Below are 16,957 nucleotides of genomic sequence, written 5' to 3' on the forward strand. Positions count from 1 at the left end.
GGGATCAGGCGGGGCGCTCCCCGTGGCGGACCTGGGGCTTGGGCAGACGCAGGCGGCGGATCATCATGGCCCGGTTCCACGCGTACCAGGCCGAGCCCTGCTGGACCGTGGTGAACTTCTCGACCAGGCGGGATTTCAGCTTCCGCCACATCAGCCAGGTGTCGATGATCCATACGAGGATCAGGATCCACATGATGTTCACCAGGATGGGCTGCTGGGCCGGCAGGAACATGCTTCCGATGAACAGGATCAGCAACACGACGATGAAGAAGTCGCCGATGTTGCGCCGGGAATCCACGAAGTCGCGCGCGAAGCGGCGCTGCGGGCCCCGATCGCGCGCGGGCAGGTAGCGTTCGTCGCCGGTCTGCATCGCCTGGTTCTGCAGGATCCGCGCCTCGCGGGCGGCCTCGCGGTTGGCTTCCTTGGCCGCCTTGCGATCCTGGGGGACCAGCGGACGACGCCGGGCGGCCTCCTGCTCCTTGCGGCTGGGGGTGGGGCGGCCCTTGCCGGGGGTCGTTCCGCGCCCGCCGTCGTGTGGGCGGGTCGGCGATTCCCGGACGCTCTCCTGGGCGGGATCGGGCCGATCTTCCTGGGATTTCTTCTTCTTTCCGAACACCCGACCATGGTACCGGTCCGCCGTCCCGGTGCGGCCCGGGCGCACGACCTGCCGGGCGGGCCGGTGGGAAGCCCGCGCGGCGGCCCGGGCCGGTGCATGCGGGGCGGGCGCGGATAGGCTGGAGGGCATGAGCACCGATGCAACACCCCACACGCCCGCCGACCGCCCGCAGGAGCACGCCGCGCTGATGCGCGCGGTGGAGGAGGACTTCCCACGGATCCTCGAGCAGCTCACCGAGCTGGTCGCCATCCCCTCGATCGCCTGGGAGAGCCACGACCTCAGCCAGGTGTCCCGCAGCGCGGAGGCCGTCGCCGAGCTGGCTCGCCAGGCCGGGCTGGAGCAGGTGGAGATCCTCACCGCCGCCCGCCCGGACGGATCCCAGGGGATGCCCGCCGTCGTCGCCTCCCGACCGGCCGCCCCGGGGTATCCGACCGTCATGCTCTACGCCCACCACGACGTGCAGCCGGTCTCCGATCCGCAGCAGTGGAACACCGAGCCCTTCGTCGCCACCCCGGTGGGCGATCGGCTCTACGGCCGCGGGGCCGCCGATGACAAGGCCGGGGTCATGGTCCATCTGGCCTCGGTGCGCCACCTGATCGACACCCTCGGGGATGACCTGCGCCTGGGCATCACCCTGTTCATCGAGGGGGAGGAGGAGGCGGGCTCGCCCAGCTTCGAGAACTTCCTGGCTCAGTATCGGGACAAGCTGGCCGCGCAGACCATCGTCGTCGCTGATTCGGCGAACTGGCGGGCCGGGGTCCCGGCCCTGACCTCGAGTCTGCGCGGGGTCGTCTCCGGCACGGTCACCGTGCGCACGATGGACCACGCGCTGCACTCGGGGATGTTCGGCGGGCCCCTGCTGGATGCGACCACCGTGATGGTCCGGCTGCTGGCCACCCTGCACGATGCCGACGGCGCGGTCGCCGTCGAGGGCCTCGTGCGCGCGCCGGAGCCGGAGCTGGACTACGACGAGGCCGACTTCCGGGCCGACGCCGGGGTGGCCGAGGAGGCGGCGCTGGCCGGGCGCGGATCCCTCACGTCGCGGCTGTGGGCCCAGCCGGCGCTGTCGGTGATCGGAATGGACGTGACCCCGGTGGAGCACTCCTCCAACACGATGGTCGAGACCTGCCGCGCCCGGGTCAGCCTGCGGCTGGCACCGGGCCAGGACCCGGCCGAGGCCCACCGACTGCTGGAGCGGCACCTGCGCGAGCACGCTCCCGCGGGCGTGCAGGTGACCTACGACGCGGGGGAGGCAGGCAGCCCGTTCGAGGCCGACACCTCCTCGGCCTCGGCCCAGGCCGTGCTCGCCGCGATGGGCGAGGCCTGGGGCGTGCAGCCGGTGCTGACCGGCATGGGCGGCTCCATCCCGTTCGTCGCCTCGCTGACCGAGACCTTCCCGCAGGCCGCGATCCTGATCACCGGCATCGAGGATCCGGACACCCGCGCCCACAGCGCCAACGAGTCCCTGTACGTCCCGGACTTCCGCCGGGCCATCGAGGCGCAGGCGCTGTTCCTGGCGCGGATGAACGAGAACGGCTCCGGGTCCGAGGCCGCCGGGGAATAAACGGAAGGCCCACCGCCGTTGGCCACAGGTGCACGGCGGACTAGGCTTTCGGAACACGAGGACGGATCCGCCAGATCCCCGATCGGGAAAGGAACACGACCATGAGCGTCGCCACCGAAGAGACTGCCACCGAGATGCCCACCCACGGGGTGACCCTGACCGAGGTCGCCGCCGAGAAGGTCCGCTCCCTGCTCGAGCAGGAGGGCCGCGAGGACCTGCGGCTGCGGGTCGCCGTGCAGCCGGGCGGCTGCTCCGGGCTGATCTACCAGCTGTACTTCGACGAGCGCGTGCTCGACGGCGACGCCGTGCGCGACTTCGACGGCGTCGAGGTCATCGTGGATCGGATGTCCGTGCCGTATCTGGACGGCTCGACCATCGACTTCGAGGACACCATCCAGAAGCAGGGCTTCTCCATCGACAACCCCAACGCCCAGGGCTCCTGCGCCTGCGGGGACTCCTTCCACTGATCCGCCCACGCGGATTCCCGAGCGTAACGTGGCCCGCATCCCCCCTCCCAGGAGGGCGGATGCGGGCCGCGTTCGCGTGCGGCTGCTGCCCCGGGATCACGCGGCGGCGCGGTCCTCGAGACCGGGATGTCGCAGCCGGGCGAGGCGCGCGACACGGGATATCCTGATGACACAGTGTCAGTGCGAACTCGCAGGTGCGGGTAAGCTTCTGAAGAGAAAACCAGGCTAGGGTCGGTCCCGGCTTCCCCTCCGGGAGGCACACCGGACCGCCCCTGCGCCGCATCACACGCATGGATTTAGAGGAAGGGCAGTCTGTGAGTTCGCAGCATCGAACCGGCTCCCGGTGGACCAAGACGCTCGTCGTCGGGGCATCGGCCGCGGCCACCCTGCTGATGACGGGGTGTTCGGACGTCGCGCAGCGAGGCTTCCTGCCGACGCAGCGGGGCACCACCAACCACGTGGACACGATCATGGATCTGTGGATCGGGTCGTGGATCGCGGCGCTGGCCGTGGGCCTGATCACCTGGGGTCTGATGCTGTGGTGCATCATCGCCTACCGGCGTCGCAAGAACGAGACCGGGTACCCCAAGCAGGTGGGCTACCACCTGCCGCTGGAGATCTTCTACACGCTGGTCCCGATCATCCTGATCGTCAGCCTCTTCTCCTTCTCCGATCGCGTCGAGCGCGAGGTGGACGCCCGCTACGACCACCCCGACGTCACCGTCGAGGTCTACGGCAAGCAGTGGGCCTGGGACTTCAACTACGTGGACTCCAACGTGCACACCTCCGGGGCGCAGGCGGACCTGACCGGCAAGGAGGGCGTCGAAGAGAAGCTGGACACCCTCTACCTGCCGGAGCACTCCAAGGTCGAGCTGCAGCTGAAGAGCCGCGACGTCAACCACTCCTTCTGGGTTCCGGCGTTCCTGCAGAAGCTGGACACGATCCCCGGCCAGACCAACTACATGAGCTTCACCACCGGCGGTACGGGGGAGTACCAGGGCAAGTGCGCCGAGCTGTGCGGTGAATACCACTCCGAGATGCTCTTCAAGGTCAAGGTGGTCTCCCAGGAGGACTACCGGAAGCAGATGGAGCTGTTCGCCGACGAGGATCACCCGCAGAACCACGGGATCCTCGGCGACGAGTACAACCGGAACCCGAACAAGACCAAGACCGACCAGTAGGGAAGCACCGATGTCTACCTTCGAGTATTCAGCGGACCAGACCCAAGTTGCTCCGCGCGCCGTGCCCCGCTCCCGCGGGCGCATCGTCGTCAACTGGCTGACGTCCACCGACCACAAGACCATCGGGTACATGTACCTGATCGCGTCCTTCACCTTCTTCTGCCTCGCCGGCGTGATGGCGCTGATCATGCGCCTGGAGCTGTTCGAGCCGGGGATGCAGATCCTGGAGACCAAGGACCAGTTCAACCAGCTGTTCACGATGCACGGCACCCTGATGCTGCTGATGTTCGGCACGCCCGTGTTCGTCGGGTTCGCCAACGTCATCGTGCCCCTGCAGATCGGCGCGCCCGACGTCGCCTTCCCGCGGCTGAACGCGCTGGCCTTCTGGTTCTTCCTGTTCGGCTCGCTGGTCGCCATCGCCGGGTTCCTCACCCCGCAGGGTGCGGCCTCCTTCGGCTGGTTCGCCTACGCCCCGCTGAACTCCACGACGTACAGCCCCAGCGTGGGCGGCGACCTGTGGGTCTTCGGCCTGGCGCTGCAGGGCTTCGGCACCATCATGGGCGGCGTCAACTTCATCACCACGATCCTGTGCATGCGCGCCCCGGGCATGACCATGTGGCGCACCCCGGTGTTCACCTGGACCACCCTGATCACCGCGATCCTGATCATCATGATCTTCCCGCCGCTGGCCGCGGCGCTGTTCGCCCTGGGGATGGACCGTCGCCTGGGCGGTCACATCTACGACGCCGAGAACGGCGGGCCGATCCTGTGGCAGCACCTGTTCTGGTTCTTCGGGCACCCCGAGGTGTACGTCCTGGCGCTGCCGTTCTTCGGCGTCGTCTCCGAGATCATCCCGGTGTTCTCCCGCAAGCCGATCTTCGGCTACAAGGGCCTGGTGTACGCGACCATCGCGATCGCCGCCCTGTCGGTGACCGTGTGGGCGCACCACATGTACGTGACCGGCGCCGTGATGCTGCCGTTCTTCTCCTTCATGACGATGATGATCGGCGTGCCCACGGGCGTGAAGTTCTTCAACTGGATCGGCACGATGTGGCAGGGTTCGATGACCTTCGAGACGCCGATGCTGTGGGTGTTCGGCTTCCTGCTGACCTTCCTGTTCGGCGGCGTCACCGGCATCATCCTGGCCACCCCGCCGCTGGACTTCCACCTGTCCGACACCTACTTCGTGGTGGCGCACTTCCACTACACGATCTTCGGCACCGTGGTGTTCTGCGCCTTCGCGGCGACCTACTTCTGGTGGCCCAAGTTCACCGGCAAGATGCTGAACGAGCGCCTGGGCAAGATCCACTTCTGGCTGCTGTTCATCGGCTTCCACACGACCTTCCTGATCCAGCACTGGCTGGGTGTGGACGGCATGCCGCGTCGCTACGCGGACTACATGGTCGAGGACGGCTTCACCTGGATGAACCAGATCTCCACGATCGGCTCGATGATCCTGGCGGTGTCGATGATCCCGTTCTTCTGGAACGTGTACATCACCACCCGCTACGGCAAGAAGGTCGAGGTGGACGATCCCTGGGGCTTCGGCGGTTCGCTGGAGTGGGCGACCTCCTGCCCGCCCCCGCGGCACAACTTCACCGCCCTGCCCCGGATCCGCTCCGAGCGCCCCGCGCTGGATCTGCACCATCCGGAACTGTCCACCAACCACGACGTCGCCGCGGCGGCCCGCAAGGCCGCCTCGGTCAGCGCCTAGGGGAGGAGACACGCTATGCGCATCACCGGTCTGATCTTCGGAGGCCTCGCGGTCTTCCTGGTCCCCGTGGCCATCGTCTACGGCTTCATGACGGGCTTCGAGGAGTGGGTCGGATTCCCCGCCCTGCTGCTGACCGCCATCATGTGCGGGTTCCTGGCCTTCTTCATCTTCTTCACGGAGAAGCACCACCCCGATCAGCCGTCGGACAACCTGGACGGTGAGATCGTGGACGCCGCCGGGGACTACGGGTTCTACTCCCCGTGGAGCTGGTGGCCCCTGATGCTGGGCATCGTCTGCGCCATCGCCGTCGTCGGCATGGCCGTGGGCTGGTGGATCCTGGCGATCGCGGCCCCGCTGGCCGTGGTCGGCCTCGTCGGCTGGGTCTACGAGTACAACCGCGGGGCCCACGCCCACTGACACCCCTCCGCCGCGGATCCCCGGTGTGGGGAACCGCGGCCGCCGGGTAGGTACCGGCACGATACGGGAGCGTCCCCCTCGGCGCAGAGCATGCTCTGCACCGAGGGGGACGCTCCTTTTTCGTATGCTTGCGCCCCTGTGCCCCTGTCTGATGCCCTCGCGGGGCCGCTGCGCTCGGAAGCCGGCTTTCTTCTCCCGGCCCGCGGCCTTGCGGGGATGCGCACGCCTCGGGCCCGCGGACAGTCTGCCCGAGGGGCGTCCGTTCTCGTGGCGAGCAGCTGTCGCCGTGGCGCCCGTCGATGCCGGGCCCCGCCGGGCGCCATCGGCCCGGTGGGGGACCGGGGACCATCTGCCGAGGGCTGCCTCATGCTGGAGCCCCCCGCAGGGTCCGATACCGGTCCCACGGGCCCCGGTTCTCCGCCGGAGGCAACCCTCTGTCTGTCCCCTACGGGCGAGCCAAGTCGGGGGATCCGGGTGGTCTCGTTCCCGGACTGACCCTGGGCCGATCCCAGACCGACGGGGGCGACGCTGGGCCGACCGGGGAGTGCTCCTCTGGTTTTCGCCAAACCGTCGGCGCCATGCCGGAAGCCGGGGCGGGTCCCCGGCAGAAGGACCTACCCCGGATCATCGGATGCAGGACGCCCGCCCCGCGTCCGGCTCCGGCGATGCCTTCCCGGTGATGCCGCGTGCCCGCAGCGTCGTGAGTGCAGCACTCCCGAGTGCGTTGAGATGAGGGTTTAGTGCTGGGGTACACTGTTCGTTCTCAGGTGCGTCCCGTCGTGCGGTATCCCAACACGATCCCCGCATCTCAGCACGCATCCGGTATCTCCGCGGGGGCGGGGAGAGAGACGAGTCAGGAAGCGACGCCCAGGACGCTGGATCGGCCCTGCGGCTCCTGCGGCTCTCCCCGGCGGGGACCAAATCCACCGTGTGACCGCACGTACTCAACGTGATGACCGAGACCCGACCGAGAGCCTGCCCCTCGTCCCCTCTCGCGCTCCCACCTGGAGCCGGGCACCGCGCCGCAGCACCCGCCCAGCCCGGATATGGCACCCCCGGCCTGCGCCCGCCGCGCCGGCCCCGTGCTCCAGCGCCTCTCTGCGTCTGTGTGCGCCTCCGAACGCAAGTCAGCGGGCAGCCCCGCAAGAGTGGTGACGGTGGGCCGACGCCGCCAGAGGGGGCGCCGGATCCGCTCCGGGACAGGGCACCGGCTCCGGAACAGGGACCTCAGGGCCTCGCCAGTGCGGCGCAGGGCGACGTGGAGGCGAGGGCGGGTCCCCGTTCGGACCCGGTGGGTGTGTGCCGGCCGGGTCTCACGTCATGAGCACCAGGGGACCGGAACCGGCATCGGCCGCGTTTGGGGACGGGTTCGTCGCTTCGGGACGGGGTATTCCGGTCCCGAAACGACGAACCCCTCCCGAACGGCCCGCGAGGTGAGCCCGGTCCGAACCCGGCCCAGAGTATGCGAAGAGACCCCGCGCATCAGCCGATGCGCGGGGCCTGTCCAGACCGGGGGAGCGGATCAGTGCTTCTCGTCGGACTCCAGCTCGTGGTGGTGCTGTGCCGCCTCCAGCTCACGCGGGGTGACCGGGGCGACCCGGTCGTGGAAGAACAGGCGGGACAGGGCCCCGCGGATCTTCTCCTTGCCGCCGATCTTCCCGTCCTCATCCGGGGTGGCCGGCTGGTAGACGGGGGACTCGAAGGAGACCAGGCGGTACCGGTCGTACTCGTTCAGCGGCTCGTGGATCTCGATGAACTCGCCGTGCGGCAGCTGGACGACCCGACCGGACTCGACGCCGTGCAGGACCAGCTCCCGGTCCTTGCGCTGCAGGGACAGGCAGATCCGCCGAGTGATCTCGAAGGCGATGAACGGGCCGAAGAAGAACAGGAACCGCAGCACGTAGAGCACGTCGTTGAAGGCCACGTGGAAGTGGGTGGCGATCAGGTCGGAGCTCGCGGCGGTCATCATCACGGCGTACCAGGTGATCCCGGCGACCCCGGCACCCGTGCGGAACGGGGCGTTGCGGGGACGATCCAGGATGTGGTGCTCCCGGTTGTCCTTGGTCACCCACCGCTCCAGCCACGGCCAGGTGAAGAACACGCCCAGCAGGATAGCGGCGGGGATCATCGGCAGCAGGACCGCCAGGACCCAGGTGCCGCCGGCCTGCAGCTGCCAGTGCCACGGCCAGGAGCCGGGCATCAGGCGCAGGGCGCCGTCGACCCAGCCGATGTACCAGTCCGGCTGCGTACCGGCCTGCACGGGGGAGGGATCATAGGGGCCGTAGTTCCAGATCGCGTTGATCGTGGTGGTCGCCCCGAGCAGGGCGATCACGCCGAAGACGATGAAGAAGAACCCGCCGGCCTTCGCGGCGTAGACGGGGCCCACGGGGAAGCCCACGACGTTCTTCTCGGTCCGGCCCGGACCCGGGTACTGGGTGTGCTTGTGCACGACGACCATGAACAGGTGGATGGCCACCGTCAGCAGGATCAGGGCCGGCACGATCATGATGTGCAGCGTGTACAGGCGCCCGATCACGTGGTGGCCCGGGAACTCCCCGCCGAAGAAGAACAGGGAGAGGTAGGTGCCGACCAGCGGGATCGCCTTCATGACGCCGTCGATGATGCGCAGGCCGTTGCCGGAGAGCACGTCATCGGGCAGGGAGTAGCCGGTGAACCCGGCGGCCATGGCCAGCACGAACAGCGTGCCGCCGACGACCCAGTTCAGCTCGCGCGGGCGGCGGAAGGCGCCGGTGAAGAACACGCGCATCATGTGCACCGCGATCGCGACGACGAACATCAGCGCGGCCCAGTGGTGGACCTGGCGCATGAACAGCCCGCCGCGGGTCTCGAAGGAGATGTCCAGCGCCGAGGCGTAGGCCCCGGACATCTCCACGCCCTTCATGGGCACGTAGGCGCCGTCGTAGATGACGGTGTCCATGGTGGGGTTGAAGAAGAAGGTCAGGTAGGTCCCGGACAGGATGAGGATGACCAGGCAGTACAGGGCCACCTCGCCGAACATGAAGGACCAGTGATCCGGGAAGATCTTCCGGCCGAACTCCTTGATGATCCCGGACATCCCGACGCGGGAGTCGACGAAGTTGGCAATGCGGCCGGTGCGGGTCTCCGGCTGGTATTCGGTCACAGCGTTGGACATGATCAGGCCTCACTCGCCATTTCTTTTTTCTGCTTGCCGCGCTCCCAGTAGGCCGGGCCGACGGGCTCGTGGAAGTCGCTGCGCGCCTCCAGGTAGCCCTCGGCGTTGACCCGGATGGGCAGCTGGGGCAGGGCGTGCGCGGCGGGGCCGAAGATGACCTCGCACTCGTGGGAGGCGTCGAAGGTGGACTGGTGGCAGGGGCACAGCAGGTGGTGGGTGCGCTGCTCGTACAGGGCGATGGGGCACCCGACGTGCGTGCAGACCTTGGAGTAGGCGACGATGCCGTCCACGTTCCAGTCCTCGCGGCCCTTGGAGACGTGCATCTCCTCGGGCTTCATGCGCATCAGCAGGACGACGGCCTTGGCCTTCTCCTCCAGGTAGCCGTCCTGGTGGGAGATCCCGAGGATGTTCTCCGGCAGCACGTGGTAGGCGGAGCCGATGGTCACGTCCGCGGCGCGGATGGGGGTCCCGGAGGGGTCCCGGACCAGGCGCACGCCCTCGCCCCACAGGGTCTGCTTGAGCACGCCGGGGTTGATGGGGCCGAGCTCGCGGAACAGGGTCACGAAGGTCAGCGGCGCGAGGATCACGGCGCCGATCAGGGTGTTGCGCAGCAGCGGGCGGCGCTTGACCCCGGACTCCTCGATGATGGTCTCCACGATCTCCTGGGCCTCGGCCCGGTCGGGCTCGGCGGAGATCTCGTGGCGCATCTCGACCATCTCGTGATCGGGCATCAGGCTGCGGGCCCACTGCACGATCCCGACGCCGATGCCGAACATCGCGAAGGAGATGCCCAGCCCCAGCAGCAGGTTCTGCAGGCGCAGCCGCGCGGTGGGATCGGGATCCATGACGTCGTAGATGTCGCCGTCCACGCGGACCCCGAAGAAGCCCACGAAGAACAGCAGCGAGCCCAGCATCGAGAGCACGAACAGCCAGGAGACGCGGTGCTCGGCCTTCTTGGCGGCCTTCGGATCCACATCCGTCAGGCGCGGACGGTGGTGGGGAAGCCCCGGATCGGGGAACGAGCCCTCGCGGTGCTGATCGGAGGTAGCGACGGCGCCGGAGCTCTCCGGTGCTGCGTCACGATGGTTGCCCATGTGTTCCTCTATCTTCCTAGGTACGAATTCTTGTGTGTGAGCGCGGCCTGTCCGCTCAGGCGGAGCGGGAGGTCAGCCAGACGGTGAAGGCGATGACGATGCCCAGCCCGATGGTCCAGATGAACAGGCCCTCGGAGACGGGGCCCAGGGAGCCCAGCGCGAAGCCGCCGGGGGTCGTGTTGGTCTCCAGGGACTTCAGGTAGGTGATGACGTCGCGCTTCTCCTCGGGGGTGATGTTCGCGTCGTTGAACACCGGCATGTTCTGCGGGCCGGTCTCCATGGCCTCCCAGATGTGCTTCTCGGAGACGCCCATCAGGGTCGGGGCCCACTTGCCGCGGGTCAGCGCACCACCGGCGCCGGCCGCGTTGTGGCACATGGCGCAGTTGGCCAGGAAGACCTTGGCGCCGTTGGCGGCGTCGCCCTTGGACACGTCCACGTCCTCGTCGTCGGGCACCCCCGGGCCCGCGCCGAGGGAGGCCACGTAGGCGGCGAGCTGCTTGATCTGCTCGTCGTTGAACTGGCCGGGCTTGACCTGGGCCTGCACCCCCTGCATCTCCAGCGGCATGCGCCCGGTGCCGATCTGGAAGTCGACGGCGGCAGCGCCCACGCCGATCAGCGACGGGCCCGCATCGGTGCCGGCGGCCTCGGTGCCGTGGCAGGTGGCGCAGTTGGCGCTGAACAGCTTCTCACCCTGCTCGATGTCCTGGCTGGTGTACGCGGCGGTGTCAGCCTGGGCCTGGTTGGAGGCGGTGGCAACTGCGTATAGACCGCCGGTGAGCACCAGGGCGATGGCCAGGAGGACGACGGCCGCCAGCGGGTGACGCCGCTTCTGGGAAAGTGCCTTCACGTCAATGATCCTTCGGTGTGTGAGTGAGTACGTGGGGGAGCCCGCGGGACGGTGCTACTTCAGGAAGTAGACGACGGCGAACAGGACGATCCACACGACGTCGACGAAGTGCCAGTAGTAGGACACGACGATCGCGGAGGTGGCCTCGTAGTGCCCGAATCGCTTGGCCACCAGCGCCCGTCCGATGATGAACAGGAACGCGATGAGCCCAGCGGTCACGTGCAGCGCGTGGAATCCGGTGGTGATGTAGAAGGCCGAGCCGTAGGCGTTGGCGGCGATGGTCACGCCCTCCTGCACCAGGGTCGCGTACTCCATGGCCTGCAGGCTCACGAACACGGCGCCCATGATGAAGGTCAGGAAGAACCACTCGACCATGCCCCACTGGCCGATCTGGAAGATCGAGCCGGTGCGGCGGGCCTTGAGCTGCTCCGCCTTGAACACGCCGAACTGGCAGGTCACGGAGCTGAGCACCAGGACCACGGTGTTGCCGAAGGCCAGGGGCACGTCCAGCAGCTTCGTGTCCTCCGCCCAGATCTCCGGCGAGGTGGCACGCAGCGTGAAGTACATGGCGAACAGGCCGGCGAAGAACATCAGCTCGCTGGCCAGCCACACCACCGTGCCTACGGACACGATGTTGGGCCGGTTCAGGGTCGGTGCCGCCGACTGACTGGGGGTATGGGATGCAGTTGTCACACAGACATTATGTCGGTAAAACTCACAGGCCACCAACAGGCGCGCCCATGTCGACCCCTCGGCGTGTCCCTCACAGGGCCTGCGGCCCGCCGAATCCCGCGTGTTTCCGGCCGCCGACCATCGTAAAGATCACGTAACCCGTACCGGCGCGGATGGCAAGGGCAGGGGAGCGGTTCCCAGCAGACTCCCAGAACACGTGCGGATGCTCCCCAGGGTGGCGGCGCACCCTGCGCGCGTGTTCTCCTAGTCTTTAAGGCATGACGACGCAGCAGAGCACCGGAACCAGCTGGACGCAGCTCCTCCTCGCCATCGAACGGCGGGAGGACCTCACCGAGGAGCAGGCCGCCTGGGCCATGCGCGAGATGATGAGCGGGAGTGCGGACCCCGTGGTCGTGGCCGGATTCCTGGTCGGGCTGCGCACCAAGGGGGAGACGGCCGCCGAGCTGCGGGGCCTGGCCGAAACCATGCTCGCCATGGCCCGGCCCTATGCCGGCTCACGGGAGGCCGTGGACATCGTGGGCACGGGCGGGGACCGGCACAACACGGTGAACATCTCGACGATGGCGGCCCTGACGATCGCCGGCGCGGGGGAGAAGGTGGTCAAGCACGGCAACCGCGCCTCGACCTCCGCGACCGGCTCCGCGGATGCCCTGGAGCGCCTCGGGGCGCCCCTGGATGCCCCCCAGGAGCGGATCGAGGCGGCCGCCGACGCCGTCGGATTCAGCTTCCTGTTCGCCAACACCTACCACCCGGCGATGCGCCACATCGCCCCGGTGCGCCGCGCCCTCGGCGTCCCGACCGTGTTCAACGTGCTGGGGCCGCTGGCCAACCCCGCCCGGGTGCGCTCCTCGGTGATCGGCGTCGCGGACCCGAGGATGGCTCCGCTCATGGCGGAGGTCTTCGCCCGCCGCGGGGACCGCGCCCTCGTCTTCACCGGCGCCCGGAACCTCGATGAGCTCAGCCTGATCGGGCCCAACGAGATCTGGGAGACTGCGGACGGGCAGATCCAGCGGGTGCGCCTGGAGCCGGCGGACGTGGACCTGCCCGGAAACACCCTGGAGGACATCACCGGCCGGGACGCCGCGCACAATGCGGAGGTGATCCGCCGGGTGCTGGCGGGGGAGCCGGGTCCCATCCGGGACACCGTCGTGCTCAACGCCGCCGCCGGGCTCGTGGCGCGCCGGGCGGACGTCGGCCGCCCGCTGGCCGAGCGGATCGTCGAGGCGATTCCGCGCGCGCAGCGGGCCCTGGATTCGGGGGCCGCGCAGCGGTTGCTGGAGCGCTGGATCCGGTTCCTGACCGATGGAGAGCTCGACGAAGACACAACCTCAGCTTGAGGTTGACCTCTGCCGGATGTCCTCAGGGGCAACGGCGGGCGAGCAGCCGCCCCAGCGCACGGTGCCCGAGCAGGAAGATCCCGGTGACGATCAGGGTCACGACGACGAAGCTCCAGTGTGTGCCCTCACCGACGAGGCGGCGCAGCACCATGCCGAGCAGCACCGTGCCCAGCCACACGACGATCCCGGTGGGCCAGAGCCCGCCCGGGGCGCGCCAGGCGCGGCAGACCAGCCAGGTGACGGCCAGGCCGACGAGGAACGGCCAAGCCGTCACCGGGGTGCCCAGCAGATCTTCGCCGTGCGAGAGCCTGCCGAGGCCGGCGAACACCACGACAGCGAGAACGTCGGCCGTCAGAACGGGCCACACCGCCCGCGTCGGCGCGGCGTCGGAGGATGATGCGGTGGTGCGGGGATGCCGAGAGCTCATGATCTCCGAATCTACCGGGGACCTCGTTTCGAGCCGCATCCGCCGCCGCCGGAGGAGGGGCGCTCCGCGCTCTACTTTACATAATGTAGATTATCGGCGTTTTCTGGTGCGCTGGGATCCCGCGGATGAGGTGGCCCTGCGCGCCCGGACTCGGCAGGATGGTGTGCACGAGCCGACATCGCCACCGGAGAGGAACCCACCCGCCATGTTCGACTGGTTAGCACAGAATCCCTGGGCCCTGTGGCTGCTAGTCGTGCTGGTGCTCGGCGTGATCGAGATGTTCTCGCTGGAGTTCGTCTGCCTGATGATGGCCGGCGGCGCGGCGGCCGCCGCGGTGACCGCCGTGGCCACCGGGTCCTGGCCGATCCAGGTGCTCGTCTTCGCCGCCGTGTCCCTGGCCCTGCTCGGCCTGGTGCGCCCGTCGATGGTCCGGCGGCTGAACCGCAACACCCCGGAGACCCGAAACAATGCCGAGGCCCTGGTGGGCAGGCCCGTGCAGGCCCTGGAGCGGGTCACCGGCCTCCAGGGGCTGGTGCGCCTGGAGGGCGACGTCTGGACTGCGCGCAGCGCCGGCGGACTGAGCCTGGACACCGGCGCCTTCGGGCGGGTCGTGCGCATCGACGGGGCGACCGCGGTGGTCGAGCCCGACGTCGAGGCCGGCGACCCCTCCGTCTCCGCCCACTGATCCCCACTGCACCCATCATCACCGGCGGGGCCGCGTCCCCTCCCTGACCCCCGAGGAGAAACCATGAACGGCGGAACCGCAGGCCTGATCCTGCTCGCCCTGCTCATCCTGTTCGTCGCGGTCGTGCTGTTCAAGGCCGTGCGCATCATCCCCCAGGCGCGCGCCGGGATCGTCGAGCGCCTGGGCAAGTACCACACCACGCTGAATCCCGGCCTGCACTTCACGGTGCCGTTCATCGACCGGGTGCTGCCCCTGATCGACCTGCGCGAGCAGGTGGTCTCCTTCCCGTCGCAGTCCGTGATCACCGAGGACAACCTCGTGGTCGGCATCGACACCGTCGTTTACTTCCAGGTCACCGATCCGCAGGCGGCCACCTACGAGATCACCAACTACATCCACGCCGTGGACGAGCTGACCAGCGCGACCCTGCGCAACGTCGTCGGCGGGCTGAACCTGGAGCAGACCCTGACCTCCCGCGATCAGATCAACGCGGAGCTGCGCGGGGTCCTGGACTCGACCACCGGGCGCTGGGGGCTGCGCGTGTCCCGCGTGGACATCAAGGAGATCACCCCGCCGGCCTCCATCCAGGATTCGATGGAGAAGCAGATGCGCGCCGAGCGGGATCGGCGCGCCGCGATCCTGACGGCCGAGGGCGAGAAGCAGTCGCAGATCCTCACCGCGGAGGGTGAGCGCCAGGCCGCGATCCTCTCCGCCGAAGGCGACGCGAAGGCCGCGATCCTGCGCGCCGACGGCGAGGCCCAGGCCGTGCACAAGGTGTTCACCGCGATCCACCGGGCCAAGCCGACCCAGAAGCTGCTCAGCTATCAGTACCTGCAGACCCTGCCGAAGCTGGCCAAGGGCAGCGCGAACAAGCTGTGGTTCGTGCCGACCGAGCTCGGCGACGCCCTGCGCGGGATCGGCAAGGCCTTCGGCGACGGCGCCCCCGACGATCCCCTCTCCCCCTTCGGCGGGACGGACGAGCAGGAGCCCGCCCCGGAGCCTGAACCGGAGGACGAGCCGATCGTGGACAGTCCAGAGCTTCGCATCACCGATGAGGACCTCACCGCGGATCCCACGCGCACCAGCGTGGATCCCGACGAATTCGAGATGCCGCCCTCCAGCATCGACCCGGAGGCCCCGGCGTCCGCGGCGGATCCCTTCCCCCGCACCCCCGCCTCCGGCACCGCAGCCGAACCCGAGGCCGGCGCCGAGCCCGACGAGGGACCCGCCCGCTCCTGAACCGCCGGTGCGGGTCGGCCCAGGATGAACCGGGCATCCCGGGGAATAACGGGCCGGTCCGTCCGGTTGTAGGCTGACAGAAAAGCGCGTCCCCGGCTCGCGAGCCGGAGACCGGGACGAGACATGCGAAGGGATCACCGATGAGCGATCGCAGCCTCCGGGGCATGCGCCTGGGCTCTCAGTCCATGGAGACCGAAGCCGGTGTGGAGCCGGCCCCGCGCCAGCGGGTGGAGTACCGCACCGAGGACGGCGAGCGGGTCTTCGTGATCTTCGCCGCCGAGGCGGAGATCCCCCCGACCTGGACCGCCAAGTCGGGCAAGGAGGCCGTGCTGGTGGACGGGTCCAAGCCGGACGCCTCCCACGAGAAGCCCGTGCGCACGCACTGGGACATGCTGCTGGAGCGGCGCAGCATGGAGGAGCTGGAGCAGACCCTCCAGCAGCGCCTCGAGTACTACCGGGAGCGCCACGCCGTCTGAGGCGCCGGAAGACCCACGCCGCGCTCCTTGCGCCGCAGACGGTGCGACCGCGGAGCGCTGAGGGCGGCGAAAGGCCCCCGCCCACCCTTCACGGGTGCGCGGGGGCCTTTCTCATGCTGTGGGAACGGGCCCGACGGCGCCGGCTTACTCCCCTGCCGCCTGGGCTGCTCAGGCTCGGGAGAACAGCTGGCGCACGCGGCGGCCCAAGGTTGCGGCCCGCGCACTCAGGCCCCACCGGGCCACCTTCGTCATGGACTCCAGGATGACCCCGGAATCCATCTTGGAGTTGCCCACCTCGCGCTCGACGAAGGTGATGGGCACCTCCACCACGCGCATCCCGGCCAGCTCCGCTCGCCACCCCAGATCCACCTGGAAGCAGTAGCCCACGGATTCGACGCCGTCCAGGTCGATCCGCTCCAGGGTGGTCCGTCGGAAAGCCCGGTAGCCGGCGGTGATGTCCTTGACCCCGGTGCCCAGCATCACCTGGGTGTACACATTCGCGCCGCGGGAGAGCGCCTGCCGGTACCACGGCCAGTTCTCGGTCTCGCCGCCCGGGACGTACCGGGAGCCGATGGCCAGATCCGCGCCCCGCTCCACGGCCTCCAGCAGGCGGCCCAGCTGCTCGGGCTGGTGCGAGCAGTCCGCGTCCATCTCCACCAGCACGTCGTAGTCCCGCTCCAGGCCCCAGCGGAAGCCGGCCAGATAGGCCGCGCCGAGGCCGGCCTTACCCTGCCGGTGCAGGACGTGCACGTGCTCATCGGCGGCCGCGATCTCATCGGCCAGCTGTCCCGTGCCGTCGGGGCTGTTGTCATCGACCACCAGGATGTGCACCTGCGGCTGCGCGGCGCGCAGGCGACGCACCACCACCGGCAGCGCCTCCCGTTCGTCATACGTGGGGATCACGGTCAGGGTCTTCAGTCGCACAGGGCACTCCTCATCGCCGCGTCCCAGGGCGCGCGGCGAGCATAGTCTCGGGTCGCTGGCCAGTATATCGGCCAGCCCTTCCCCGCACCGACCCAGCGACCGGGCACCCCGTCCGACGGGCC

Annotated in this window: 16 protein-coding genes; 9 read left to right on the forward strand and 7 right to left on the reverse strand. The window is 69.0% G+C overall.

Annotation, left to right across the window (positions count from 1 at the left end):
• Positions 1–4: 4 nt before the first annotated feature.
• The gene (locus tag I6G21_RS09160; RefSeq protein WP_061225512.1) at positions 5–616 is read right to left on the reverse strand and encodes a DUF3043 domain-containing protein; all 612 of its coding nucleotides are present in this window, start codon (positions 614–616) and stop codon (positions 5–7) included.
• Between the two features lie 127 nt (positions 617–743).
• On the opposite strand from I6G21_RS09160, the gene I6G21_RS09165 reads away from it, so the two are divergent.
• The 5 genes from I6G21_RS09165 to I6G21_RS09185 all read left to right on the forward strand — a co-directional run bounded on the left by I6G21_RS09165 (position 744) and on the right by I6G21_RS09185 (position 5,959).
• On the forward strand, positions 744–2,180 hold the full coding sequence (locus I6G21_RS09165; RefSeq protein ID WP_064725339.1) for a dipeptidase: 1,437 nt from the start codon (positions 744–746) through the stop codon (positions 2,178–2,180).
• Between the two features lie 101 nt (positions 2,181–2,281).
• On the forward strand, positions 2,282–2,647 hold the full coding sequence (locus I6G21_RS09170) for a HesB/IscA family protein (RefSeq protein WP_058730862.1): 366 nt from the start codon (positions 2,282–2,284) through the stop codon (positions 2,645–2,647).
• Between the two features lie 314 nt (positions 2,648–2,961).
• On the forward strand, positions 2,962–3,828 hold the full coding sequence (gene ctaC, locus I6G21_RS09175; RefSeq protein WP_100463649.1) for an aa3-type cytochrome oxidase subunit II: 867 nt from the start codon (positions 2,962–2,964) through the stop codon (positions 3,826–3,828).
• Positions 3,829–3,838: 10 nt separating this feature from the next.
• A complete protein-coding gene (gene ctaD / locus I6G21_RS09180; RefSeq protein WP_061225509.1) occupies positions 3,839–5,542 on the forward strand; it encodes an aa3-type cytochrome oxidase subunit I in 1,704 nt (567 codons plus the stop codon).
• A gap of 15 nt (positions 5,543–5,557) precedes the next feature.
• The gene (locus I6G21_RS09185) at positions 5,558–5,959 is read left to right on the forward strand and encodes a cytochrome c oxidase subunit 4 (RefSeq protein ID WP_058730865.1); all 402 of its coding nucleotides are present in this window, start codon (positions 5,558–5,560) and stop codon (positions 5,957–5,959) included.
• Positions 5,960–7,481: 1,522 nt separating this feature from the next.
• Here the strand turns inward: I6G21_RS09185 and qcrB are convergent.
• The 4 genes from qcrB to ctaE are packed head-to-tail and all read right to left on the reverse strand — an operon-like array spanning position 7,482 to position 11,747.
• Positions 7,482–9,113, reverse strand: a complete 1,632-nt coding sequence (gene qcrB / locus I6G21_RS09190; protein WP_058730866.1) for a cytochrome bc1 complex cytochrome b subunit — start codon at positions 9,111–9,113, stop codon at positions 7,482–7,484.
• A gap of 2 nt (positions 9,114–9,115) precedes the next feature.
• Entirely contained in the window at positions 9,116–10,207 is a 1,092-nt protein-coding gene (qcrA, locus tag I6G21_RS09195) for a cytochrome bc1 complex Rieske iron-sulfur subunit (protein ID WP_061225508.1), read from the reverse strand.
• 55 nt (positions 10,208–10,262) lie between these two features.
• Complete coding sequence (gene qcrC, locus I6G21_RS09200; protein WP_058730868.1) at positions 10,263–11,054, reverse strand: cytochrome bc1 complex diheme cytochrome c subunit; 792 nt, start codon at positions 11,052–11,054, stop codon at positions 10,263–10,265.
• Between the two features lie 54 nt (positions 11,055–11,108).
• The gene (gene ctaE, locus I6G21_RS09205) at positions 11,109–11,747 is read right to left on the reverse strand and encodes an aa3-type cytochrome oxidase subunit III (protein WP_058730869.1); all 639 of its coding nucleotides are present in this window, start codon (positions 11,745–11,747) and stop codon (positions 11,109–11,111) included.
• Positions 11,748–12,004: 257 nt separating this feature from the next.
• Here ctaE and trpD point away from each other — a divergent pair, with 257 nt between their 5' ends.
• A complete protein-coding gene (gene trpD / locus I6G21_RS09210; protein ID WP_058730870.1) occupies positions 12,005–13,084 on the forward strand; it encodes an anthranilate phosphoribosyltransferase in 1,080 nt (359 codons plus the stop codon).
• Between the two features lie 22 nt (positions 13,085–13,106).
• Here the strand turns inward: trpD and I6G21_RS09215 are convergent, their stop codons facing one another.
• Positions 13,107–13,511, reverse strand: coding sequence for a DUF3054 domain-containing protein (locus tag I6G21_RS09215; RefSeq protein ID WP_081046185.1), 405 nt, complete (start codon positions 13,509–13,511; stop codon positions 13,107–13,109).
• A gap of 205 nt (positions 13,512–13,716) precedes the next feature.
• Between I6G21_RS09215 and I6G21_RS09220 the strand changes: the two genes are divergently transcribed.
• The 3 genes from I6G21_RS09220 to I6G21_RS09230 all read left to right on the forward strand — a co-directional run bounded on the left by I6G21_RS09220 (position 13,717) and on the right by I6G21_RS09230 (position 15,911).
• On the forward strand, positions 13,717–14,196 hold the full coding sequence (locus tag I6G21_RS09220) for an NfeD family protein (RefSeq protein ID WP_129357505.1): 480 nt from the start codon (positions 13,717–13,719) through the stop codon (positions 14,194–14,196).
• A gap of 63 nt (positions 14,197–14,259) precedes the next feature.
• Complete coding sequence (locus tag I6G21_RS09225) at positions 14,260–15,435, forward strand: SPFH domain-containing protein (protein ID WP_129357504.1); 1,176 nt, start codon at positions 14,260–14,262, stop codon at positions 15,433–15,435.
• A gap of 140 nt (positions 15,436–15,575) precedes the next feature.
• A complete protein-coding gene (locus I6G21_RS09230; RefSeq protein WP_058730873.1) occupies positions 15,576–15,911 on the forward strand; it encodes an RNA polymerase-binding protein RbpA in 336 nt (111 codons plus the stop codon).
• Between the two features lie 168 nt (positions 15,912–16,079).
• Here the strand turns inward: I6G21_RS09230 and I6G21_RS09235 are convergent, their stop codons facing one another.
• On the reverse strand, positions 16,080–16,829 hold the full coding sequence (locus I6G21_RS09235) for a polyprenol monophosphomannose synthase (protein WP_058730885.1): 750 nt from the start codon (positions 16,827–16,829) through the stop codon (positions 16,080–16,082).
• Positions 16,830–16,957: the final 128 nt, after the last annotated feature.

Origin of the sequence: Rothia kristinae, assembly GCF_016028855.1 — a bacterium.
Lineage (GTDB): Bacteria > Actinomycetota > Actinomycetes > Actinomycetales > Micrococcaceae > Rothia > Rothia kristinae.